Raw genomic sequence first — 21,605 nt, 5'->3', positions numbered from 1 at the left:
AAAGGGAGAATCAGGTGACGGTGCTCGCCTCCGGAACGCTGGTGGAGCAACAGGCGGAACTCATGCGGCAGCTGAATGACGTGCTGAAGCAGCATGAAATCGGACGTGACTTCCGGATCATGTTCGCCCCGCCGCAACTGGACGTCGCCGAGGATGAAGTCCTCGTCCAAGTGGTGAACCCCGAAAAGCGCATGGTGGAAATCCACCCGCGCCGCCTGACGGAGCTCCACCTTGGAGACACGATCCACGCGACACAGGTCATCGACCCCTCTGACGAGGCGTTCGGAAACTACTCAACAAGCCAGCGCGCCACGACCTACCTCAAGACAACAAGGCCGGACGGCTCCAAGGGCCACCTGATGGTGCCTTGAATCAGCCCACCATGGACGCTCGTACGCATCAAACAATGGCATCCAGCTTCCTCGCAGGTCTGGGGCCGGCAATCTGGCCCAGACTCGCATCGGAACGACCAGTGCACGTCCCGCGGGTATTCGAGCCGACTTGGATCAGCGACCTCCACCTACCCCTGGGCGCGGGAAAGGCGGCCAATCAGACGGTTGCGCTGGCCGACGACACGGCCTTCCACCGTGAATCCCACGAAGACGCAGTCACTCGCGCCTACCAGGACCGACCGCGGACACGCATCTACGAAAGCCTGAACGTCCGCAGCGATGGCTGGTTCAGTCTGGTGGCGCTACGCCTGGCGGGAATGCTGCGCCGCCAAGTGGTCTGCGCCGCGTACGAATCCCAGGCCGCCGACCGCAACCTCGGTGCGCATGATGACGAATGGCTCGGCGTTATCGCTCAAATGCGAGGCGTCAAACGCTGGTTGATGTGGCCAGAGTCGAACGGCGTACCGGTCGAGACTGTCACCCGGGTTGGAGACGTACTGATCCTGCCACGAGGCGTGAAGCACGAAGTGAGCACTCCCGACCCTCCGGGCTATTCGGTGCATCTGCTGTTTGCCGTCACCGACAAGCCAATCGAAATGCAGCGAGAAGAGAGCCACGGAGCAGCAAGACCATGACGGAATGACCTGCGCGGCGCTCTCACCTGCCTCGCGCTTCGCTCGGTGGCCCAGAGGTACCAGCCCGGGCCATCGAGCGGCAGGGCGGCACCTGCGGTCGGCGCCGAGACGCCGATGACGCGGTCTCGGTCATCTCTGATTGGGCCCGAGCCCTCGGCGCGCGCAGCCGAGAAGGACGGAGGCCCTGCCTACCCAGCCGGCACCCCTGATGACCAGATTCCCGGCGATCGGATCATCGACAAGAAGTACAGCCGGATCTCGATCTCCTGGTCGGCCGCCTAGTACGCGGTGCCGGACCAGGACGTCATGCACCAACCCATCCACGCAATGGTGAGGCAACCGATGCCCCCTTCGCCAACCAGCTCGCGGCGCCTGACCGCAACCGAGCGACGTACGGAGACACCGCTCACCTCATCCCGTGGATCGTCCTCGACCCCGCAGCGATCACAACTGAAGGGGCAGCCGGTGAGAAGGTTCCTGAGCCCAGAGCGCCTGTGGGCTCTGCTTGATGCGCCGCAGGAGGACCGGATCTTGCCGCATGTGCTGTGGCTTCCGGACCAGGAGGTCCGGGTGCTCAACTACTTCGCTCGCGTGCGCGAGATCCTGAACCGCTACCCGGAGCTGATCACGCCGGTCGCCACCCCCGCCCTTCAGCACGAACTGTCCGGTCTGGCACCGACAAGACCGGCCTCGTCATCCTTCCCCGCTCCCAGGGCGGCTTCCGCCTCTGCACCGAGTCCGACGTCGCCCGCCTGATGGTCATCCGCCACATGAAGCCCCTCGGCTTCACTCTGGATCAGATGCGCGACCTGCCGGACGCCACCGACCGCCTTGACGGTGATCAGCTCACGCCGGAGGAGCGGGACGCCCTGATGGACCGTGTCTGCGGATACGAGCAGGAGGCCACCGAGCAGGTGGCCAAGCTGCGCGTTCAGCTGGCGCGGGCCGAGGAGTTCGCGCGGACACTGCGCGAGCGGGTGGAGCGGAGCCAGGGGGCCATCCTCCCGTAGGGCGAGCTGCCTCCTCAGCCCATCCCGTTCGTCTCGGAGAATCCGCTCGCAGTCAGGGCACGGCGCAGGTCCGCGACGGCAGGGGCACCGTCCATAGTGCCGTCGAGGTGGCGGTAGATCCGGCAGGACAGGCTCGGCTCAGCGCCCTCGTTGGCGAACGGGTCGATGCCGTCCAGCAGGAGGGTGGGTGAACCTGTCATGCCCTGCCGGGTGGCCTCGTCCGCGTCGTTGACCTCGATCCATTCCACCGGGACGGTCCGGCCTTCGAGGGCGTCGGCGATCCGTTCGCGGATGAGCGGGGCGTTCGGGCAGTTGGGCACGGTCAGCACAGTGATACGCGTCGTCGTCCCCGGCTGGTTCATGGCGGACCCCTTCCAGATCTGGCGCTGTGCCTTTATCTGGACGGTAGACCTTCCAGTGCGCTGGAAGGTCAAGGGCTAGCCTGGAGGCATGCGCATCGGTGACCTCGCCGCCGTCAGCGGGGTGACGGCGAAGACCCTCCGCTTCTACGAGCAGGCCGGGCTGCTGCCCGCGCCTCCGCGTACGGCGGGCGGCTATCGCGACTATCCGGAGCAGACCGTGCAGCGGCTTGCGTTCATCCGCGACGCCCAGGGAGCGGGGCTGAGCCTGGCCGAGATCCGCTCCGTGCTCGCTCTGCGCGATGCCGGCGCGTCGCCCTGCGCACACGTCACCGCACTCGTCGACCGCCACCTTGAGGACATTGACCGGCGCCTGGCCGAGTTCCAGGCCACGAAGGCGGTCCTCCAAGGGCTGGCGGAGCGGGCCGCCGTGACCGATCCGGCCGACTGCACCGATGCCGAGGTGTGCCGCATCCTCGCAGGAGCGAACAGTTCTCGTGGACGGTGAGCGCCATCACTGAAGGGGCCGGTCGGGCCCACCTAGCGTGAAGGTCACGGGGCATACCGTCCCCGTTCACGGTGAGGAGTAGGGCCATGCTGCGTGCAGTGTGGAACGGCACGGTGATCGCGGAGGCGCCGCGCACGGTGATCGTCGAGGGCAATCACTACTTCCCGCCCGAGTCGCTGCACCGGGAGTACTTCACGCCGAGCAGGACCCGGTCGCTGTGCTTCTGGAAAGGGATGGCGCGGTACTACAGCCTTGAGGTCGACGGGCTGACGAATCCGGATGCTGCCTGGTACTACCCCAAGCCCAGCCCACTGGCCCGGAAGATCAAGGACCATGTGGCGTTCTGGCAGGGCGTACGCGTGGAGGGCACACCGGAGCCGCCGGACCAGCCCGCCGCCGACAAGAAGTAGCACGGGCGGTTCAGCGGCGGGTGAGGTGGCGCAGCGCGACGACGGTCTGGAGGGCGGCGGCCGGCCGCAGGAGGACGGGGCGTGGCCGCTCGGGCATGGTGCCGCGGTACAGGGCGAGGCCGGTGACGGCGACGACGGGAAGCGTCCAGGCGGCGACCGCAGCGGCCCGTACGGTGCGGCTGGGTTCGTGGCGCAGGGTGAGCCACATCCAGTAGGCGGCGTCGGCGAAGGTGTCGGCGTACTCGCCGAAGGGGGAGGTCGTGCCCTGATGGCGGGCGAGGCGTCCGTCGGCGAGATCGAGGCCGATCGCCAGCACCCCGGAGAAGCGGCCGGCTCCGCCGGGCAGGGCCGGGAGATTGGCGCGCAGCAGCGTCAACGCGTCCGCGGGGGTCAGGCGGTTACGGTGCTCCAGCATCCCTAGGTGCAGTACGGCGAGCGTCCAGCCGACGGTCACCCAGCGCCGCCCAGGCCGCTTGTCGGCGGCCAGCGCGTACAGGGCGCCGTGCAGGACGGTGACCTCGGCCAGCGCCCTCGGCCGTCGGGCGGCCTGACGCAGTGACCGGCGGGCAGCGTGCCCGAGGAAGCGCACGACGGCAGCCGGGGCGAAGTGCCCCGCACGCAGTTCGGCCAGCAGCATGTTCGTGGCGGCGCGGCTGTCGGCCAGATCGGATACGGACTCCACGCTCCTCCAAGCTCCACAGGGCGATGGTGCTGAGCGTAGAGGCCGACACGGCCGGCTGAAGGTGAGCGCGCTCACTGATCGGCGGCAGTACCCGGCCTAGCGTCGGTCAGAAGACGGGATGGAAGCGCGTGGGAGGTCGGGGCGATGGTGTGGATCGGCGCGGCGGTGGCAACGGCGGTGGCGGGCGTGGGAGCGGCGGCCGGGTATTTGGGGCTGGTGACCGGGGCACTTCCCGTGGATGTGGGGGTCGGGCGGCGCAGCCGACCACTGGGGTCTCAGACGGTCGACGTCGCGGCCCCACGGGAGCTGGTGTTCGATGTCATCGCCCAGCCGTATCTGGGGCGGGCCACGCGGGCGATGCGGGAGAAGGTGCTGGTGCTGGAGCGGGGTTCGGACATGGTGCTCGCCGCGCACCGCACCCCGGTCGCGGGCGGACGGCTGACGGCGACGACGGTGGAGACGGTGCGGTTCACCCACCCGGAGCGGGTCGATTTCCGCCTGGTGCGTGGACCGGTGCCCGCCGTCACCGAGTCGTTCACGCTCACCGAAGACGGGCCCGGTACGCGACTGGTGTACGCGGGTGAGCTCGCCACCGACCTGTGGCGAGCGGGGCAGTGGTGGGGTGGCCTGGTCGCCCCACGGTGGGAGGCGACCGTCGCCGCGTCCCTGGCAGCAGTCCGGCAGGAGGCCGAGCGGCGCGCGGCCTTGCCGTGAGCGGGTCGCCGTGCTGGTGCGCCACGGGGTTCTGGTCAGTCATGGCCGAGGTTACTGAGGGCGTCCTCCACGGCGCGGTGGAAGGTGGGGTAGGCGAACATCATGTGGCGGAGCCGCTGGACAGGGATCGCGTTCTGGATGGCGATGGCCAGCCCGTAGAGGACTTCACCGCCCGCCGGGCCGACGGAGGTGGCCCCGACCAGGACGCCGCGGTCGGTGTCCTCGACGAGTTTGATCAGGCCGTTGTTACCGGCCTTGTGGATCCATCCGCGTGCTGAGGACGGCATCCGCGCGGTGCCCGTCCGTACTCGAAGGCCCTCCTCGCGGGCGGCCTGTTCGCTCAGGCCCACGGAGCCGACCTCGGGGTCGGTGAAGGTGACGCGTGGCAGCGCCCGGTAGTCGGCGTCCGGTCCGGGCGTGCCGAGGATGCTGCGGACGGCGATCTCGGCCTGGTACATCGCCACATGGGTGAACAGGCCACGGCCGGTGACGTCACCGACGCCCCAAACCCCCTCGGTGGCTCGCATGTGTCCGTCGACGGCCAGGGCACGTGCGTCGGGATCGAGGCCGACGGTCTTCAGGCCGAGTCCGGCCAGCTGGGGCCGGCGTCCGGTGGCCACCAGCAGCCGCTGCGCGGTGATCTCCTCCCCGCCTTCCAAGGTGAGCGCGAAGGTGTCGTTCGCGTGGCGCACTCCGGTGGCGCGCGCTCCGGTACGTACGGTGATGCCTTCCTCTTCGAGTACATCGGCCAGCAGTGCTCCGGCTTCGGGTTCTTCCGCCGACAGCAGCTGCCCCAGCGCCTCCACGACGGTCACCGCGGTGCCGAAGCGGGCGAACGCCTGCGCCAGTTCCAGGCCGACGGCGCCGCCTCCGAGCACGAGCAGTGATGCCGGGGGCTCTTTGACCGAGACCGCTTGCCGGTTCGTCCAGTACGGCACGTCATCCAGGCCGGGGACGGGTGGGATCTGCGGGTGGCTGCCGGTGGCCAGCACCACCGCGCGCCGGGCGGCGAACGCCTGGCCGTCAGCCTCTACACGGCCGGGGCCGGCCAGGCGGGCACGGCCGCGGACGAAGTGCCCGCCCTTGCGGGCGAACCGGTCGACGGCCACCTGGTCGTTCCAGTCGTCGGTGGCCTCGTCGCGGATCCGGGCGGCGACCGGAGCGAAGTCGGCAATCACCTGGGACTCTCCGGCCATGCCGGGCACCCGCCCCGCCTCGGCGAGGAGATTGCCGGCGCGGATCATCATCTTGCTCGGGATGCACGCCCAGTACGGGCACTCCCCGCCGACCAGTTCCGCTTCCACCCCGACCACGTCCAGCCCTTCTTCGGCCAGCCGCTCGGCGGCATGTTCACCGCCGGCCCCCATGCCGATCACCACGACATCGACTTCCTGTACCCGAGCCATGAGGGGCCTCCTTGATCAACTGTGCTTGAGGGTCCTGGTCATTGCGTATCCGGGACGGCAGGGGGTGTCTGTGCCGCCGCGTCGCCGGTGTCACCCGCGTGGCGGGTGCGTCGTCCGGATCGGTCAGTCCGCGAGGTGCCCCACGTCAACGTGCCGGCCAGCATGAGCAGGGCGAGCGGGTAGAAGACCGGGCGCAGTGGGATCAGGACCGGCAGGAGTGCGGCGGCGGTACTCGCTCCCAGGACGAGCAGGAACGTGGGCACGCAGCAGGCGAGGCCGAGCAGGAACGCCGGAAGCACGCCCAGCAGCCGGGCGTAGCGGGTGCGCCTACAGGAGGCCACCTGCTGGGCGGCATGGGCGGCCACGGCGATGTTGCAGCCGACCAGTGCCGCCACGACGGCGCCGAGCAGCAGGTTGACCGGACTCAGGAGAACCGCGACATGGCTGGTGGGGTGCCAGGCGAGGACCGGCTCGAAGAGATACGGCGCGCGGACCTCCAGCAGCTGCCCGGGAGCGGCCTGGACCGCGGGTGCGCCGGTGAACCGGCCGGAGGCAGAAACGGCGAGGTCTCCGATGGAGAGCAGGTACACCAGCAGGGTGAGGCTCGCGGCGATCAGCGCGGCCCTGCGGTGGCGGCGTACGGCGAGGGCGGCACGCACCCGCCGCGGCGCGGCCTTGAGCGCGACGGCGGCGGCGTCCCAGGCGTCGCCGGCCCTGGCGACTGCGGTCAGGGGGCTGCTCATGTCCGCACCTGTGCGTTGGGGTAGAACGCGTACCAGGCGAACCACATGGCGTCGAGGAAGTCCGCCGGCTCCCACCGTTCACCGACCTGCTGAACGACGCGGGCGGTGCCGAGTCGGTCGTCCCAGCGGGCCTCCACCCGCGTGCCACCCACCTCCGCTCGCACGATCCGGTGCGTGCGCACCAGGTCCTTGCGGATGGCCAGCCGCTCCTTGCCGACCCGCACGCCGATCACGACGTCCTTGTCGGCGAAGCGGTCGCTGGAGGCGAGCACGGGGAAAATCGGACTGCCCTCGGCGTAGTAGCCGCCGCAGTCCGGATAGGACTCGTAGGAGCCGTACGGGTCGCTGCCGTACGAGCGCAGCGCCCCCGTGTCGGTGGACAGCACCGCCGTGTCGGGATGCGCGGCGCGCCACTGCTTCCACGTCGTCCACACCAAAGGGACGGTGTCCAGCCGGGTGCCCTTGAGCGGGCCGCTCACCGCCTGACCGAGCAACTGCGGCCACTGCGAGCCGGTCTGCCGGTCGTACATCAGCAGGTTGGAGTTGACGAGCTTGCCGGTGGTGCCGAACGTCAGGTCCTGGACGCCGGGCGGGGCGGAGAAGCCGATGACCGTCCCGGTCAGCGGGCAGTAGGTGACCGCGAGCGGTTCGCCGCCGACGGTGTCGTTGACGATCTCGTGCCACACCAGCACCAGCTGCGGGTACGCCCTCACCTCACCGCGGTACTCCAGACCGAAGATCGGATCGTCCTCGTCGAGGAAGCCGGCCTTGTTCGCCATGACGAACCGGGGCTTGTCGACGGAGGGAATGCCATCCTTGTCCGGCCCGCCGGACACAGCCGATTCAGCGAGCGCCTCCAACGACGGATCCTGGCCCGCCTGCACCGCCGTCACTGACCCCGACGGCCGCTCCGAGAGGGTCTGCCAGCCGATCACACCCCCGCCGCCCACGAGCAGAACGACGACGCCCCCGATCACTCCCGCGCCCTTGAGCACCTGCCGCCGTGGCGGGCGGGGGGACAGTTGACCGTTCACCTGGCACCTCCCGAAACCGCTGGGACACCAGCTCGCACAGCGGGCGAACACCGCTTCGCACCTTCGATCGTGCCCCGGGGCGAGGTGACGGTTCGGTGAGCGCGCTTACAGTTCTCGCCCTCCGTGGCGGCCTACGGTCGGATCATGGTGCTCAGGATCGTGCTCGGGACGCTGTACACGGCGATGGCCATCGGTCAGCTCGCCTCCTTCGAGCACATGCCGCGGATTCTGTCCGCGTACGGGCTGGTGACCGGTCCCGCGGCGAACGTGCTGGCCGCAGCTCTCATCGTGAGCGAGCTGGTGTGCGGGATCTGGTTCCTGGCCCGCCCCCGGTCGAAGGCCATGGCCCCGGTGTGGGCGTACACGGGCGTGTCGGCGATGTGGACGGTGCTGGCCGCGCAGGCGTACGCCCGCGGCGTGACGGCGGCCAACTGCGGCTGCTTCGGCATCTACCTCACGCAGCGACTGAGCTGGTTCGTGCTGCTCCAGGACGCACTGACCTTGCTGTACGCCGCCGTGCTGATCCACTCCGCCCGCCGGGTGCCCGCCCCGTCACACGGTGACCGGGAGGAGGCGAGCCGCAGTGTCCGAATCCCGTGAACATTCCGGGCTCGGCGCCCTGGCGGCGGCCGTGGGTGCCGCACTGTTGATGGTGGTGTGCTGTGCCGGCCCGCTGCTCGTGGCCGGCGGGGCACTTGGCGCCGTCGGCGGGGCCCTGGCCAATGGGTGGCTGGTCACCGTGGGCGCGGTGGTGCTGCTCGCTGGCGCTGGCCACGCCCTGCGCTGCCGGGCCCGACGCCGCCGCGGCGCCGGACCGGACGACTGCTGCCCGACCGTCCCAGCACAGCCACAGCCACACGAAGAAGCCGACCCCAGCAGCGACGTCCGCTGAACGGCGATTCCAAGAAAGAGGAGTTCTTCGATGACCCAGGCGCCAGCACCGAAGCACAAGGTGGACCGCGACGAGGTGTTCGTGGAGTTCACCAAGTCAATCTGCCCTCTGTGCAAGACGCCCGTTGACGCGCAGGTCAACATCCGCGCGGACAAGGTGTATCTGCGGAAACGCTGCGCGGAGCACGGCGAGTTCGAGGCGCTGGTGTACGGGGATGCCGAGGAGTACCTGTCCTCGGCCCGCTTCAACAAGCCCGGGACGATCCCCCTCACCTTCCAGACCGAGGTGAAGGACGGCTGCCCGTCGGACTGCGGGCTGTGCCCGGAGCACAAGCAGCACGCCTGCCTGGGGATCATCGAGGTCAACACCGGCTGCAACCTGGACTGCCCGATCTGCTTCGCCGACTCCGGCCACCAGAGCGACGGCTACTCCATCACCCACGAGCAGTGCGCGACCATGCTGGACGCCTTCGTCGCCTCCGAGGGGGAGGCGGAGGTGGTCATGTACTCCGGCGGCGAGCCCACCATCCACAAGCACATCCTCGACTTCATCGACCTGGCCCAGGCTCGCCCGATCAGAAACGTCAACCTCAACACCAACGGCATCCGCCTGGCCACCGACAAAAACTTCGTCGCCGAACTCGGCAAACGCAACCAGATCCCGGGCCGCTCAGTGAACGTCTACCTCCAGTTCGACGGCTTCGACGAGCGCACCCACCTGGAGATCCGCGGCCGTGACCTGCGCACGTTCAAACAGCGGGCGCTGGACAACTGCGCCGAGGCCGGGCTCACCGTCACCCTCGTCGCCGCCGTCGAGCAGGGCCTGAACGAACACGAACTCGGCGCGATCATCGAGTACGGCATCGACCACCCCGCCGTAAGGTCCGTGGCGTTCCAGCCGGTCACCCACTCCGGCCGGCATGTGGAGTTCGACCCACTGAACCGGCTCACCAACCCCGACGTCATCCGGCTGATCAACGAGCAGCGGCCCGGCTGGTTCCAGAAAGGCGACTTCTTCCCCGTACCGTGCTGCTTCCCGACCTGCCGCTCCATTACCTACCTGCTGGTGGACGGCGAGCCGGGCAACCACACCGTGGTGCCGATCCCGCGGCTGCTGAACGTCGAGGACTACCTCGACTACGTCACCAACCGCGTCATGCCCGACGACGGCATCCGCGAGGCGCTCGAAAAGCTCTGGTCCGCCTCCGCGTTCATGGGTACCGCCACGACCGAGGAGAAGCTCCGTGCGACCGCGGAGGCCCTGGACTGCGCTGACGCGTGTGGCATCGACCTGCCCGAGACGGTCAAGCATCTGAACGACAAGGCGTTCATGATCGTCGTGCAGGACTTCCAGGACCCCTACACCCTCAACGTCAAGCAGCTGATGAAGTGCTGCGTCGAGGAGATCACCCCCGACGGGCGGCTCATCCCGTTCTGTGCGTACAACTCCGTCGGCTACCGCGAACAGGTCCGCGCCGAGATGTCCGGCGTCCCCGTCGCACCGGTCGCCCCGAACGCGCTGCCCCTCGCGGGCCGGCTGACGACGACCCCGTACGGCTCGAAGACCACCCGTACCGGCAGCGAGGAGCGTCGGCCGTGACCAATGAGGAGATCAAGTCCTGCTGCGCGGACGCCTACTCCAGGGACATCGTCGCCCTGCTGCTCGGGGACTCCTACCACCCCGGCGGCACCGCCCTGACCCGGCGCCTCGCCGACCGTCTCGCGCTCGACCCCGTCAAACGGGTCCTGGACGTGGCCTCGGGCCGCGGCACCACCGCTCTCCTGCTCGCCGACGTCTACGGGGTTCGGGCGGACGGCGTCGACTACGCGCCGGCCAACACCGCGCTCGCCCAGGGCGCCGCCGAGGCCGCCGGGCTGGCCGACCGGGCCGTCTTCACCACTGGCGACGCCGAGCACCTGCCCTACGACGACGGGGTATTCGACGCCGTGGTGTGCGAGTGCGCGCTGTGCACCTTCCCCAACAAGGAACGTGCGGCAGCCGAGTTCGCCCGCGTCCTGAAACCCGGCGGACGCCTCGGCATCACCGACGTCACCGCCGACATCGACCGCCTTCCGCCCGAGCTGCGCGGACTGACCGCCCGCATCGCCTGCATCGCCGACGCCCGCCCCTTGGACGAATACGCCGAGATCCTGGCCGCGGCCGGGCTTCGCATCGTCACCACGGAGCGGCACGACGAGGCGATGCTCCGCATGATCGACCAGATCCAGGCCCGGATGAGCCTGCTGCGCATCACCGCCCCGGCCCGCCTGGCCGACGCTGGCGTGGATCTGGGCGCGGCTCCGGCCGTATTGGACGCGGCCCGCGACGCCGTCACCGACGGCGTGCTCGGCTATGCCTTGCTTACCGCAGTGAAGTCACCTGGACGGCCCACCGGTCTACCGCCGGGTACGTAAGCGCCCTCACATACCTGCATGTGCCCTGCGTCCTAGCGTCGGCGACGAGAGGGGAAAGAACCCACAACAGGGAGGACGATCACCATGGCCACCACCGTGCAGGCATCCCCCAAGACCGCCGCGATCCCGGTCCATGCGCTGTGGGGTGCCGCGGCCGGGCTGGTCGGCGGAGTCGGGATGGGCATCTGGATGTCGGTGTCCCGTCCGATGATGGACACCGCCATGATCACCATGGTCGCCGGTCTCCTCGGCTCCACCAACGCCTTCGCCGGATGGCTGATCCACCTGGCCATCGCCACCTTCGCCGGCATCACGTTCGGCGTGGTGCTGGGGCAGTTCGCCGAGCGCATCGCCCCCGCCGTCGTCCTCGGCCTCGCCTACGGCGCGGTGTGGTGGACCGTCGGCGCACTGTGGATCATGCCCGCCAACATGGGCATGCCCATCTTCGAGTGGAACGACGTCACCGCCTCGAGCCTCGGCGCCCACCTCGTCTTCGGCCTGCTCGCCGGAGCGGCGTTCGCGTGCATCGCCCAGGCGATGGGCAAGCACACCGGCCCGGCTCGATGAACCGCGAGGCTCCCCCGTCAACACCCGACCCCACCGCCCCACCACCGGGCGCGGCACCGCGCCACATAGCCATCGACGGCGGTGCGGTGCCCTACTGTCTGGCCAGCGGCGCCGAGGCGCTGGCCAGCCCGGCGTGGGGCGCCGCGCCCCCGCCATGGGCCCCGGGACGACGCGAGGAGACGCACACCATGAACCACGCCGCATCGGACGACGACGCCGAGCGGACCTGGTGCCTGGCCGAGGTCGACATCTTCTGCGACCTGTCCGAGCAGGAGATGGAAGCCATCGCCGCCGCGGCGCCGATGAAGACCTACCACGCGGGCGAGATCCTCTACTCGCCCACTCAGCCCTCCGAGGTGCTGTTCATCCTCAAGAAGGGCCGGGTCCGCGTCTTCCGGGTTTCCGCCGACGGACGTGCGCTGACCACCGCGATCATCTCACCGGGCACCATCTTCGGCGAGATGGTCCTGCTCGGACAGCACATGTACGACAACTACGCCGAAGCCCTCGACGACACCGTCGTGTGCGTAATGAGCCGCGCAGACGTACACAAGTTCCTGCTGTCGGACGCCCGGATCGCCGCCCGGATCACCGCGATCCTCGGCCGCCGCCTGGCCGACCTCGAACAGCGACTGTCCGACAGCGTGTTCAAAACCGTCGCCCAGCGCATCGCCACCACGCTCACCACCCTGACCACCGCCCAGCCCCCCGCCGGCCCGCTGCGGCCGGTCGGACGCCATCCCCAGATCGCCCTCACCCACGAACAGCTCGCCGCCCTCGCCGGCACCTCCCGCGAGACCTGCACCAAAGTGCTGCGCGACTACGCCGACCACGGCCTGCTCCGCCTGGCCCGCGGGCGCATCACCGTTCTCGACCCCGAACGGCTCAAGGACGCCGCGGGCTGACGTCACCAAACCGTAAGGGCCTGGCTTGCTGCCCACCCGAGCCGCCACAACTACCTTCGCCACCAAGACCGACCTATAGGAGCCTCCTTGCGCGCCCGCACCCTTCTCCCGGCCATCCTGGCCGCCGCCCTCCTCACGCTCACCGGATGCGGCTCCAGCGAAGGCGCCGCCTCCGCCAGTGACACGGGTGCATCAGCGACGGAGGCGTCACCCCCCGCTCAGCCGCCCGCCGCCTCGAACGGGAGCGGGGCGGACGGGGCGAAGGTGCCCGAGGCGCTGAACTTCACCGCGACCACGGTGGACGGCAAACCGTTCGACGCGAAAACGCTCGCGGGCAAGCCCACCGTGCTGTGGTTCTGGGCACCGTGGTGCCCCACGTGCAAGGGCCAAGCCGCCGAGACCGCCAAGGTCGCCACCGACAACGCGGGCAAGGTGAACGTCGTCGGTGTCGCCGGCCTCGACAAGAACGCCGCTATGCACGACTTCGTCGCAGACACGGACACCGGCTCCTTCCCTCACCTGTCCGACGAGAAGGGCGAGGTGTGGAAGCGGTTCGAGATCACCCAGCAGAGCCACTACGTGATCCTCGACAAGACCGGAGAGACCGTCTACGAAGGCGTCCTGCCCGGCGGCAAAGGGCTGGCCGACAAGGTCGCCGGGCTCACCGGCTGAACCCGCCATGGCCGATCTTCCCCTCGCCCTCGCGCTCGGCGCCGGGATGCTCGCCGCCGTCAACCCCTGCGGCTTCGCCCTGCTCCCCGCCTACCTGTCCCTGCTCGTCCTCGGCGACGACACCCCCAGCCGCACCGTCGCCGTCGGCCGCGCGCTGACGGCCACCGCCGCCATGACCGCCGGATTCGCCGCCCTCTTCGCCGTCTTCGGACTCGCTGTCCAGCCCGTCGCCGGGCAAGTGCAGCAGCACCTGCCCTGGTTCACCATCGCGTTCGGGCTGCTCATGGCCGCCGCCGGAGCCTGGCTCCTGACGGGCCGCCAACTGCCCAGGCTGGCTCCGAAACTCCGGCGCGCACCGAAAGTGACCCGCTCCCTGCCCTCGATGGCGCTGTTCGGCGCGGCGTACGCCACCGCCTCCCTCGGCTGCACCATCGCCCCGTTCCTCGCCATCGTCGTCTCCGCCTTCCGCAGCGGCTCCATCGGCGAGGGCATCGCCCTGTTCGCCGCCTACGCCGCCGGAATGGGGCTGATCGTCGGAGCGTCTTCCCTGACCGTCGCGCTCACCCGTGCCACCGCCGTGACCCGCCTACGCCGCCTCGGTGGGATCGTCCCGCGCCTCGGCGGCGGCCTGCTCCTCCTCGCCGGCACCTACGTCGCCTACTACGGCTGGTACGAGATCCGCGCCCAGAACGCCCCAGCCACGGCGGACCCAGTCATCGATACCGCGGGCAGCGTCCAGCGCGCCGTTGCCGACGCCCTGGACGCTGCCGGCCCGGTCGTGATCGCCGTTGTCTTCACAGTCCTGCTCCTCGCGGCCTTGCTGATCCGCCAGCACAGGCGCACCCGCCGGAAGCCCCGCACCGGCCTCGAATCATCGTCCGCAGCCAAACGGCCGGCCTGAACCGGAGCAGGACGGGCGGGCTCGGCTGAAGCAGCTGACCACCGGGCGGGGCCTGGCCTACGCCTCCCCGTACGGTCACGCCTGTCTGCTGGGTGGGGCGCTGCGGCAGGGAGCGCGTGAGCGTGTCGCCAGCCTGCCGGAGAGTGATCCAGATGCCGCCGCACCGCACACGGGTCGCCGCTGGGCCCGGCCCTGGCCGAGACCGGCGTGAGGTTCTTCGCCGCCGCCAGCGTGGTCGCCGCACTAGGGGCCGCGTTCACCGGCGCCGCGCTCGCCCGAGCGATCTGGGCCTGAACATCAGCCCGAACGCGAACCAGCCACATCGGCTTTCCACGGCGCGATCATCCAGACCAGCACCGAGTCCTGTAGCCCGGCCCGCACGAAGCCCAGGCCCAGCAGGCCGTCACCAGCTGAACCGTTCGCAGCCGCGCGTCAAGCTGTCTGATGTGCGACGGCCCGTGGCCTGCTGCCGGGCCGGAGAAGGCCAAGGGACGCCTGCTATGGCCCCGGCCCAAGTCACTGCGGAGTGAACCGGCGACGTCAACGTGCTGATCAGCCCGGTCAGCCGGCCAGGTCTCCGATCGCGTCGTCGGCCAACATCACCGCCGCCACCACGCGCTTGCCCACCGGCTCGCGGTGCACCTCAAAGTGCGGGCAGATGGCCATGACGATCTCCAGCCCGTGCTGACCCACCCGGCTCGGATCGGCGGCATGGACCACGGGCATCCTGGGCTCGGTGTCCCATACGCTCACCTGAACCGCGCCCCCGTGGAGCTCCAACGTCAGCAGCATCGGGCCTGGGGCGAACTTGCGGGCGTTGGTCACAAGCTCGCTCACCACCAGCTGCACCATGCCCATCGCACGGCCGGACACTGGCACCCCGTGCTCGGCCTGCAGATCCTCGAGGAACACCCGGGCCAGCTTACGAGCCTCGCCGATCTCCTCGCAGCCCTCGAACGCAGCGGACTCCGATTTCACCCCGCTGCCCAGCGGCGTTGCCCATTCCCCGCCCTCGGTCGCCTGGCCCATGCAACTCGCCTCGCATCCGGTACTCACGCCTAGAGCCGAATACCCTCAGATGCCGACGCCAGACGGGCCAAACCGGGCAACACGATCCGATCAGCCCGCACTGCCCAGGCGGCCCACTGCTCCCTTCGGAACCGCAGGCTCCCAGTTCCGCTGTGTGGTCTGCCATGGTCACCGCGGCCCCGCCGTCTTCTTCCGTATTTCAGTACGCAGTCTTCATCTTGATTCCCAAGGGGAGGAAATCGCGTGCCGAACGACGCACGAGTGACGCGCCGCCACAGCCTGAGGACCGCAGCGGGGGCCGCCGCCATCGCCGTACCGCTGCTCACCACGGCGGGGTCCACCGCGCCCGCGGCGGCCGGCGAGTATGCGGGCGCGCTGAACGTGATGACGTACAACCTGCGCTTCGCGCGCGAGCGTTCCGCGGAGCTGATCAGCGAGACGATCGCCCGTTTCGACAGCTCGCTACTGGTCGTGGTGACCGGCGACTTCAATGCCGCGGCTCATGACAACCCGGTCTACGACGCGATGCTGGGCGCCGGGCGGCAGGCGCATCGACTGGATCCTCACCACCCCCGCGGTGACCACGTACTGGGCGGCGATCAACCCGTTGTCGATGGACGGCCAGCTCCCGAGCGACCACTTGCCGGTGCAAGCCTCGCTGGCCCTGGGAGTGCATCGCCGAGTCGGCTCATCGTCGTATCGGTCACGCACGGGCGGGCCGGAACCTGGGCCGACACCTCCCGACCTCTGGCGGCGTGGACAGGGCCGCGGGTCGGGGAGTCTTCTGGAGACAAGCCCGCGATGAGCAGCTCCAGACCGGCGTAAACCGTCTGGCGCCATATGACTCGCCGAGCTAACACACTCCCGTCTGCCGCCGACTGGGCCGCCGGGGGGGCGTTCCATTCCCTCCGGACCGGCTACATACACCGTGGCAGGACCTCGGTTAAGGTGGCCCGCTGGATCTTGGCTGGTTGCTGGTGGATCCTTTACGGAACGTTGACGGACAGGAAGGCCGGGGTGTGGCAGGGCGCGCGGTGCGGATGTGGCAGTCGCTGTTGGCGGCGCATCCGGCTCGCACGGTGGTGATGGGCTTCGCTGCCGTGATCCTGCTGGGGACGGTACTGCTGATGCTGCCCGTCGCCGCAGAGGACGGCCGGAGTGCCGATGCGGTGACGGCGCTGTTCACGGCCACGTCCGCGGTGTGCGTGACGGGTCTGGTCGTGGTGGACACCGGCACGTACTGGAGCGGCTTCGGCGAGGGCGTGATCCTCGTGCTGTTCCAGATCGGCGGCTTCGGCATCATGACGATGGCCTCACTCTTGGGTCTGCTGATCTCCGGCAAACTGCGGCTGCGGATGCAGCTGACCGCGCAGGCGGAGACCAAGAGCCTGGACATCGGGGACGTGCGGCGGGTGCTGCTCGGGGTCGCCGGATGCACGCTCGCGGTGGAACTCGCGGTGGGCGCGATGCTGGCGCTGCGGCTGCGCTTCGGCTACGGCGAGTCCATCTGGGACGCCACATATCTGGGGGTCTTCCATGCCGTGTCGGCGTTCAACAACGCCGGGTTCGGGCTGCACGCCGACAGCCTCACCAGGTACGCGCAGGATCCGTGGGTGACGCTGCCCGTCGCCGTGGCCGTGATTCTTGGTGGAATCGGTTTTCCGGTGCTGCTGGAGTTGCTGCGGCACCGCAATCGGGCCCGCGCCACGGGTCGGCGTGGCTGGTCGTTGCACTTCCGGCTGACGGTGGTCACTACGGCCGTGCTGCTGTTCACCGGGACGCTGCTGACATGTGTGCTGGAGTGGGCGAACAGCGACACGCTGGGCTCGTTCGACTGGCCCAAGAAGATCCTGGCGGGGTTCTTCCATTCGGCGATGTCGCGTACCGCGGGGTTCAACAGTGTCGATGTCGGGGCGATGACGGATGCGACGCTGTTGCTGACCTGCATGCTGATGTTTATCGGCGGCGGCAGCGCGGGTACTGCGGGTGGCATCAAGGTCAGCACCTTCGCGGTGCTGGGTGCGGCGATGTTGGCCGAGGTCCGTGGGGAGCCCACGTCCTCGGCGATGGGCCGCAGGCTCGCGCCGCATGTGCTGCGGCAGGCGCTGACCGTGGCGCTGGCCGGCGTGGGCTTTGTGATGTCGGCGACCCTGGCGCTGCTCGCCGTGGTCGACAAGCCCTTCGAGGAGGTGCTGTTCGAGGCGGTGTCGGCCTTCGGGACGGTGGGGCTGTCCACCGGCATCACCGCCGACCTGCCGACCGTCGGCCAGCTGATCGTCATTGTGCTCATGTTCGTCGGCCGGCTCGGCCCGGTCACCCTGGTCTCGGCGCTTGCCCTGCGTGAGCGCAAGCGTCGCTACGAGCTACCCGAGGAGCGACCCGTCATTGGCTAGTTTTCTGCACTCACTGCGCCGTCGCCGCCGTAAGCGCCGTGCTGGGCACACTGCCATTTCCGGTCACGGTGAGCAGCGCGTGGCCGTGATCGGTCTCGGCCGCTTCGGCAGCTCGCTGGCCCATGAGCTGATGCGGCGCGGCTGGGACGTTCTCGGTGTCGACACCGACCCGCATCTGGTCCAGCGGTTGAGCGACGATCTCACGCACACGGCGGTCGCCGACTGCACCGACCCCGAAACTCTGCGCCAGCTCGGCGTGCACGAGTTCACCAGCGCCGTGGTCGGCATCGGTACCGACATCGAGGCCAGCATCCTCATCGCCTCCAACCTGCTGGAGGCGGAAGTCCCCAACATATGGGCCAAGGCCATCAGCCGCCAGCACGGCAAGATCCTCGAACGCCTGGGCGTGCATCACGTCGTCCTGCCCGAGCACGACATGGGCGAGCGCGTCGCCCACCTGGTGACCGGCCGCATGCTGGACTTCATCGAGTTCGACAACGACTACGCCCTGGTGAAGACCGTCGCCCCGGCTGTGGCCACCGGCATGCCGCTCGGCGAGAGCCAGGTGCGCAGGCGCTACGGGGTGACGGTCGTCGGGATCAAGCGGCCGGGCGAGGGCTTCACCTATGCCACCGCCGAGACGGTCCTGACGAAGGGGGACGTCATCGTCGTCACCGGCAAGATCCACGATGTGGAGTCCTTCGCCGAACTGAGCTGAGCCCACAGCGAGCGGTCCTGCCGCTTCTTCATGTTCTGTGCCGCGGACGGCGGGTCGGCCCAGGGTGCTCGTTGCCCATACGGAATCCGTTAAGAAGGCCGGTCACGACGGGCGGAACTGCCCTGGACACGGTGTCATGGGAGGGAGTAGGGCAAAGGGTACGGGGAGGGATGTGCTCATGGCGGAGTGGCGGCCGTTGCGGATTGCGGCCAGGCCGATTCCTGAGCCTGTCCCCACGCCCTTTGTGTGGGCGGGGGCCTTTGCCGGGGCATTGCTGACGGTGGGTGTTCTCAGCGCGGTGAACGGGTTCGCCGATGCGCTGCACGCCTTGCTTGTGCTGTGTGCCCTGGCGGCGCTGCTGGGTGTGTGCGCCCGCTTTGCCGCGGCGCCGGGCACCGGCGCGGTGTGCTGGCTTTTCCTCAACGGCTTCGCGGTGCCCCCGCACGGGGAGCTCACATGGCAGGGTTATCCGGATGTGGGGCGGCTCGTCTTCCTGACTGCTGCGGCACTGCTCGGTACGGTGACCGCTCGCCTCGTCAGCGCCCGGGGGGCATACCGGCGGATCACCCCGGGCGGCGACCGGGACGCGCGCTCCTGAGTGGCGGCCTCGGCAATGGTCGTTACGAGGTGATGTGGGCGGGCAGGTCGGGCGGTACGGGCGGGTGGTCGGTAGCGGTCTTGAGGGTGAGGACCATGGTCATGCCGCCGCCGGGGGTGTCTTCGGCGGTGAGGGTGCCGCCCATGGCCTCGGCGAAGCCCCGGGCGACCGCGAGGCCGAGCCCGACTCCGGCGCCGCGGGGGGCGTCCCCGTACCGCTGGAACGGCTCGAAGATCCGCTCCTTGGCTTCGTCGGGCACACCGGGGCCGCGGTCGACGACCCGCAGCTCGACCCGGTCGCCGAGCGTGCTGGCGGAGATCAGCACGACTTCGTTCTCCGGGCCGTACTTCACGGCGTTCTCCACGATGTTGGCGACGGTCCGCTCCAGCAGCCCGGGGTCGGCCGCGACCATCGGCAGGGTTTCGGGGACGTCCAGTTCGACGGAGCCTTCGGGAACGCCGCCGAGCGCCATGGGCACCACTTCGTCCAGGTCTATGTCGCGGATCAGCGGGGTGACGGTGCCGGTCTGCAGCCGGGACATGTCCAGCAGGTTGCCCACGAGGTGGTCGAGCCGGTCGGTGCCTTCTTCGATGCTCGCCAGCAGTTCCGCCTGGTCTTCTGCGGACCATTGGACGTCGTCGGAGCGCAAGGACGTGACCGCAGCCTTGATGGTGGCCAGCGGGGTCCGCAGGTCATGGCTGACGGCGGCGAGCAGCGCGGTGCGGATGCGGTTGCCCTCGGCGAGCTCGCGTGCCTGTCCGGCTTCCTGCTTCAGCCGCTGGCGGTCCAGGACTGCGGCGGCCTGGGCGGCGAAGGCGGCCAGCACCCGGCGGTCCTCGGCGGGCAGCACTCGACCGGACAGGGCGAGGACCAGGTTGTCACCGACGGGCATGTCGACGTCGGCGTCCGCCGGGCGCTCGATGGGACGGGCGGTCCCGGCGCTGCCCGCGCAGGTCCACGGCTCGACCTCGCTCTTCCGCTCCAGCAGTGCCGCCGACTCCATGCCGAAGGTCTCCCGCACCCGTTCCAGCAGCGCCTGAAGACTGTCCTCACCGCGCAGCACACTGCCCGCCAGGAACGACAGGGTCTCGGCCTCGGCGCGCAGCCGGGCAGCCTGGTGGGTGCGGCGGGCAGCCAGGTCCACGACCGAGGCGACCGACACCCCGACCGCGAAGAAAACGATGATCGCCAGGAGATTCGCCGGATCCGCAATGATCCACGTGTGGGTGGGCGGGGTGAAGAAGTAGTTCAGCAGCAGCGAGCCGACCGTGGCCGCCGCCAGGGCGGGCAGCAGTCCGCCGAGCAGTGCGGCAGCCACAGTCAGGGTCAGGAACAGCAGCACTTCGTTGGCGAAGCCGGGTCCCGCATCGGCGGGCCGGGTGTTGACCGAGGTGAGCAGCACAGTGAGCAGCACCGGGCCGACCACGCCGACGAGCCATCCGGCGATGATGCGGGTGCGGCCGAGCCGGCCGCCACGGGCCACCGGCAGCCCGCGGCCCTTGGCTGCCTCCTCGTGGGTGACGATGTGGACGTCGAGATCCGGTCCGGACTCACGGGCCACCGTGGCGCTCACACCGGGCCCGAAGGCGTACTGCCAGGCGCGTCGGCGGCTGACGCCGAGCACGATCTGGGTGGCGTTGACGCTGCGGGCGAAGTCCAGCAGCGCCTGGGGGATGTCATCGCCGACGACATGATGGAACGTGCCGCCCAGATCCTCCACCAGCGTCCGCTGCATCGCCAGCTCCTTGGGCGAGGCCGAGGTGAGCCCATCGCTGCGGGAGATGTAGACGGCCAGCACCTCGCCGCCCGCCCCCTTCTCCGCCAGCCGGGCCGCGCGCCGGATCAGGGTCCGTCCCTCTGGCCCGCCGGTCAGCCCGACCACGATCCGCTCGCGGGCCTGCCAGGTGGAGCGGATGTCGTGCTCCCCGCGGTACTGCTGCAGGTACTCGTCGACCCGGTCCGCGGTCCACAGCAGCGCCAGCTCCCGCAGCGCGGTCAGATTGCCCGGCCGGAAGTAGTTCGAGAGCGCCGCGTCGACCTTGTCGGGCTTGTAGATGTTGCCGTGCGCCATGCGGCGGCGCAGGGCCTGCGGTGACATGTCGACCAGCTCTATCTGGTCGGCGCGGCGGACGACTTCGTCCGGTACGGTCTCCCGCTGCCGTACGCCCGTTATCGACTCGACGACGTCGCCGAGCGACTCCAGGTGCTGGATGTTGACGGTGGTGATGACGTCGATCCCGGCGTCCAGCAGTTCCTCGACGTCCTGCCACCGTTTCGGATTCCGTGAGCCGGGCACATTGGTGTGGGCGAGTTCGTCCACCAGGACGACGGCCGGCCGGCGCTTGAGGACGGCGTCCACATCCATCTCGGTGAACACCGTGTCCCGGTACTCCAGCTCCCGGCGCGGGATGTGCTCCAGGCCGTGCAGCATCACCTCGGTGCGCGGCCGGTCGTGGTGCTCCACGAAGGCCACCACACAGTCGGTGCCGCGCTCCACGCGGCGGTGCGCCTCCGACAGCATCGCGTAGGTCTTGCCGACGCCCGGCGCCGCACCGAGGTAGATCCGAAGCTTGCCGCGTGCCATGGTGCAGTGGTTCCGATCTTTCTGCGCTTCGCCGGGCTG

At 69.5% G+C, this 21,605-nt stretch carries 25 protein-coding genes and 2 pseudogenes; 20 read left to right on the top strand and 7 right to left on the bottom strand.

The genetic code is table 11. The annotated features are described in order from the left end of the window. Nucleotides 1–14 precede the first annotated feature (14 nt). From ABZ386_RS01250 to ABZ386_RS01235, 4 genes and pseudogenes are all read left to right on the top strand, one after another. A complete protein-coding gene (locus ABZ386_RS01250) occupies nt 15–371 on the top strand; it encodes a hypothetical protein (protein WP_358962896.1) in 357 nt (118 codons plus the stop codon). Between the two features lie 35 nt (nt 372–406). After that, the gene (locus ABZ386_RS01245) at nt 407–1,027 is read left to right on the top strand and encodes a hypothetical protein (RefSeq protein ID WP_358962893.1); all 621 of its coding nucleotides are present in this window, start codon (nt 407–409) and stop codon (nt 1,025–1,027) included. Between the two features lie 465 nt (nt 1,028–1,492). Then, entirely contained in the window at nt 1,493–1,783 is a 291-nt protein-coding gene (locus ABZ386_RS01240; protein WP_358963683.1) for a hypothetical protein, read from the top strand. Next, nucleotides 1,678–2,037: pseudogene (locus tag ABZ386_RS01235) on the top strand (MerR family transcriptional regulator); the annotation flags it as partial. The gene ABZ386_RS01240 and the pseudogene ABZ386_RS01235, both read left to right, overlap by 106 nt. A 14-nt stretch (nt 2,038–2,051) precedes the next feature. On the opposite strand, the gene ABZ386_RS01230 reads toward ABZ386_RS01235, so the two are convergent. Further along, nucleotides 2,052–2,399 (bottom strand): hypothetical protein, encoded by a 348-nt coding sequence (locus tag ABZ386_RS01230; RefSeq protein ID WP_358962891.1) that lies wholly within the window; start codon nt 2,397–2,399, stop codon nt 2,052–2,054. 88 nt (nt 2,400–2,487) lie between these two features. Between ABZ386_RS01230 and ABZ386_RS01225 the strand changes: the two genes are divergently transcribed. Further along, a complete protein-coding gene (locus ABZ386_RS01225) occupies nt 2,488–2,904 on the top strand; it encodes a heavy metal-responsive transcriptional regulator (RefSeq protein ID WP_358962889.1) in 417 nt (138 codons plus the stop codon). An 86-nt stretch (nt 2,905–2,990) separates the two neighbouring features. After that, nucleotides 2,991–3,314, top strand: a complete 324-nt coding sequence (locus ABZ386_RS01220) for a DUF427 domain-containing protein (RefSeq protein WP_358962886.1) — start codon at nt 2,991–2,993, stop codon at nt 3,312–3,314. 10 nt (nt 3,315–3,324) lie between these two features. Here the strand turns inward: ABZ386_RS01220 and ABZ386_RS01215 are convergent, their stop codons facing one another. Then, nucleotides 3,325–3,996 carry a CDP-alcohol phosphatidyltransferase family protein gene (locus ABZ386_RS01215; RefSeq protein ID WP_358962883.1) on the bottom strand — a complete coding sequence of 224 codons (672 nt, stop codon included), beginning with the start codon at nt 3,994–3,996 and terminating at the stop codon, nt 3,325–3,327. Between the two features lie 144 nt (nt 3,997–4,140). Between ABZ386_RS01215 and ABZ386_RS01210 the strand changes: the two genes are divergently transcribed. After that, nucleotides 4,141–4,710, top strand: a complete 570-nt coding sequence (locus ABZ386_RS01210) for an SRPBCC family protein (protein WP_358962881.1) — start codon at nt 4,141–4,143, stop codon at nt 4,708–4,710. Between the two features lie 35 nt (nt 4,711–4,745). Here the strand turns inward: ABZ386_RS01210 and ABZ386_RS01205 are convergent, their stop codons facing one another. Genes ABZ386_RS01205 through ABZ386_RS01195 form a run of 3 tightly spaced genes read right to left on the bottom strand, consistent with a single transcriptional unit; the run spans nt 4,746 to nt 7,893 of the window. Beyond that, a complete protein-coding gene (locus tag ABZ386_RS01205) occupies nt 4,746–6,116 on the bottom strand; it encodes an NAD(P)/FAD-dependent oxidoreductase (protein WP_358962878.1) in 1,371 nt (456 codons plus the stop codon). A gap of 38 nt (nt 6,117–6,154) precedes the next feature. Continuing rightward, nucleotides 6,155–6,859 carry a hypothetical protein gene (locus tag ABZ386_RS01200; RefSeq protein ID WP_358962876.1) on the bottom strand — a complete coding sequence of 235 codons (705 nt, stop codon included), beginning with the start codon at nt 6,857–6,859 and terminating at the stop codon, nt 6,155–6,157. Next, nucleotides 6,856–7,893 carry a DUF3179 domain-containing protein gene (locus ABZ386_RS01195; RefSeq protein ID WP_358962873.1) on the bottom strand — a complete coding sequence of 346 codons (1,038 nt, stop codon included), beginning with the start codon at nt 7,891–7,893 and terminating at the stop codon, nt 6,856–6,858. Before ABZ386_RS01195 ends, ABZ386_RS01200 begins: the two co-directional genes overlap by 4 nt. A 144-nt stretch (nt 7,894–8,037) precedes the next feature. Here ABZ386_RS01195 and ABZ386_RS01190 point away from each other — a divergent pair, with 144 nt between their 5' ends. The 9 genes and pseudogenes from ABZ386_RS01190 to ABZ386_RS01150 form a co-directional block, all read left to right on the top strand. Continuing rightward, nucleotides 8,038–8,493: a MauE/DoxX family redox-associated membrane protein gene (locus tag ABZ386_RS01190; protein ID WP_358962870.1), complete on the top strand. Its 456-nt coding sequence runs from the start codon at nt 8,038–8,040 to the stop codon at nt 8,491–8,493. After that, entirely contained in the window at nt 8,477–8,785 is a 309-nt protein-coding gene (locus ABZ386_RS01185; protein WP_358962868.1) for a hypothetical protein, read from the top strand. Before ABZ386_RS01190 ends, ABZ386_RS01185 begins: the two co-directional genes overlap by 17 nt. Nucleotides 8,786–8,815: 30 nt before the next feature. After that, nucleotides 8,816–10,384 (top strand): radical SAM protein, encoded by a 1,569-nt coding sequence (locus tag ABZ386_RS01180; protein WP_358962865.1) that lies wholly within the window; start codon nt 8,816–8,818, stop codon nt 10,382–10,384. Continuing rightward, nucleotides 10,381–11,199 (top strand): methyltransferase domain-containing protein, encoded by an 819-nt coding sequence (locus tag ABZ386_RS01175; protein WP_358962863.1) that lies wholly within the window; start codon nt 10,381–10,383, stop codon nt 11,197–11,199. The genes ABZ386_RS01180 and ABZ386_RS01175 overlap by 4 nt, the downstream gene beginning before the upstream one ends. An 84-nt stretch (nt 11,200–11,283) precedes the next feature. Beyond that, nucleotides 11,284–11,766 carry a hypothetical protein gene (locus tag ABZ386_RS01170; RefSeq protein ID WP_358962860.1) on the top strand — a complete coding sequence of 161 codons (483 nt, stop codon included), beginning with the start codon at nt 11,284–11,286 and terminating at the stop codon, nt 11,764–11,766. 188 nt (nt 11,767–11,954) lie between these two features. Next, the gene (locus tag ABZ386_RS01165) at nt 11,955–12,671 is read left to right on the top strand and encodes a Crp/Fnr family transcriptional regulator (protein ID WP_358962857.1); all 717 of its coding nucleotides are present in this window, start codon (nt 11,955–11,957) and stop codon (nt 12,669–12,671) included. An 87-nt stretch (nt 12,672–12,758) separates the two neighbouring features. Next, nucleotides 12,759–13,343, top strand: coding sequence for a redoxin family protein (locus ABZ386_RS01160; protein ID WP_358962855.1), 585 nt, complete (start codon nt 12,759–12,761; stop codon nt 13,341–13,343). 7 nt (nt 13,344–13,350) lie between these two features. Continuing rightward, nucleotides 13,351–14,244: a cytochrome c biogenesis protein CcdA gene (locus tag ABZ386_RS01155; protein WP_358962852.1), complete on the top strand. Its 894-nt coding sequence runs from the start codon at nt 13,351–13,353 to the stop codon at nt 14,242–14,244. 192 nt (nt 14,245–14,436) lie between these two features. Beyond that, nucleotides 14,437–14,538 (top strand): annotated as a pseudogene (locus ABZ386_RS01150) (fluoride efflux transporter CrcB); the annotation flags it as partial. A 267-nt stretch (nt 14,539–14,805) separates the two neighbouring features. Here ABZ386_RS01150 and ABZ386_RS01145 read toward each other — a convergent pair. Beyond that, nucleotides 14,806–15,273 (bottom strand): ATP-binding protein, encoded by a 468-nt coding sequence (locus tag ABZ386_RS01145; RefSeq protein WP_358962849.1) that lies wholly within the window; start codon nt 15,271–15,273, stop codon nt 14,806–14,808. A 243-nt stretch (nt 15,274–15,516) separates the two neighbouring features. On the opposite strand from ABZ386_RS01145, the gene ABZ386_RS01140 reads away from it, so the two are divergent. From ABZ386_RS01140 to ABZ386_RS01125, 4 genes are all read left to right on the top strand, one after another. Then, nucleotides 15,517–16,098: a hypothetical protein gene (locus ABZ386_RS01140; protein WP_358962847.1), complete on the top strand. Its 582-nt coding sequence runs from the start codon at nt 15,517–15,519 to the stop codon at nt 16,096–16,098. A gap of 194 nt (nt 16,099–16,292) precedes the next feature. Continuing rightward, complete coding sequence (locus ABZ386_RS01135) at nt 16,293–17,666, top strand: potassium transporter TrkG (protein WP_358962845.1); 1,374 nt, start codon at nt 16,293–16,295, stop codon at nt 17,664–17,666. Between the two features lie 79 nt (nt 17,667–17,745). Then, nucleotides 17,746–18,384, top strand: coding sequence for a TrkA family potassium uptake protein (locus tag ABZ386_RS01130; protein ID WP_358962843.1), 639 nt, complete (start codon nt 17,746–17,748; stop codon nt 18,382–18,384). A 178-nt stretch (nt 18,385–18,562) separates the two neighbouring features. Next, nucleotides 18,563–18,982, top strand: a complete 420-nt coding sequence (locus tag ABZ386_RS01125) for a hypothetical protein (protein WP_358962841.1) — start codon at nt 18,563–18,565, stop codon at nt 18,980–18,982. Between the two features lie 22 nt (nt 18,983–19,004). Here the strand turns inward: ABZ386_RS01125 and ABZ386_RS01120 are convergent, their stop codons facing one another. Then, the gene (locus tag ABZ386_RS01120; RefSeq protein ID WP_358962839.1) at nt 19,005–21,566 is read right to left on the bottom strand and encodes a sensor histidine kinase KdpD; all 2,562 of its coding nucleotides are present in this window, start codon (nt 21,564–21,566) and stop codon (nt 19,005–19,007) included. Between the last annotated feature and the right edge of the window lie 39 nt (nt 21,567–21,605).

The sequence above is a fragment of the Streptomyces sp. NPDC006140 genome (assembly GCF_040628815.1).
GTDB lineage: Bacteria > Actinomycetota > Actinomycetes > Streptomycetales > Streptomycetaceae > Streptomyces.
The sequence above is the reverse complement of the archived record's forward strand: the minus strand, read 5'-3'. Positions and strand labels throughout refer to the sequence as shown.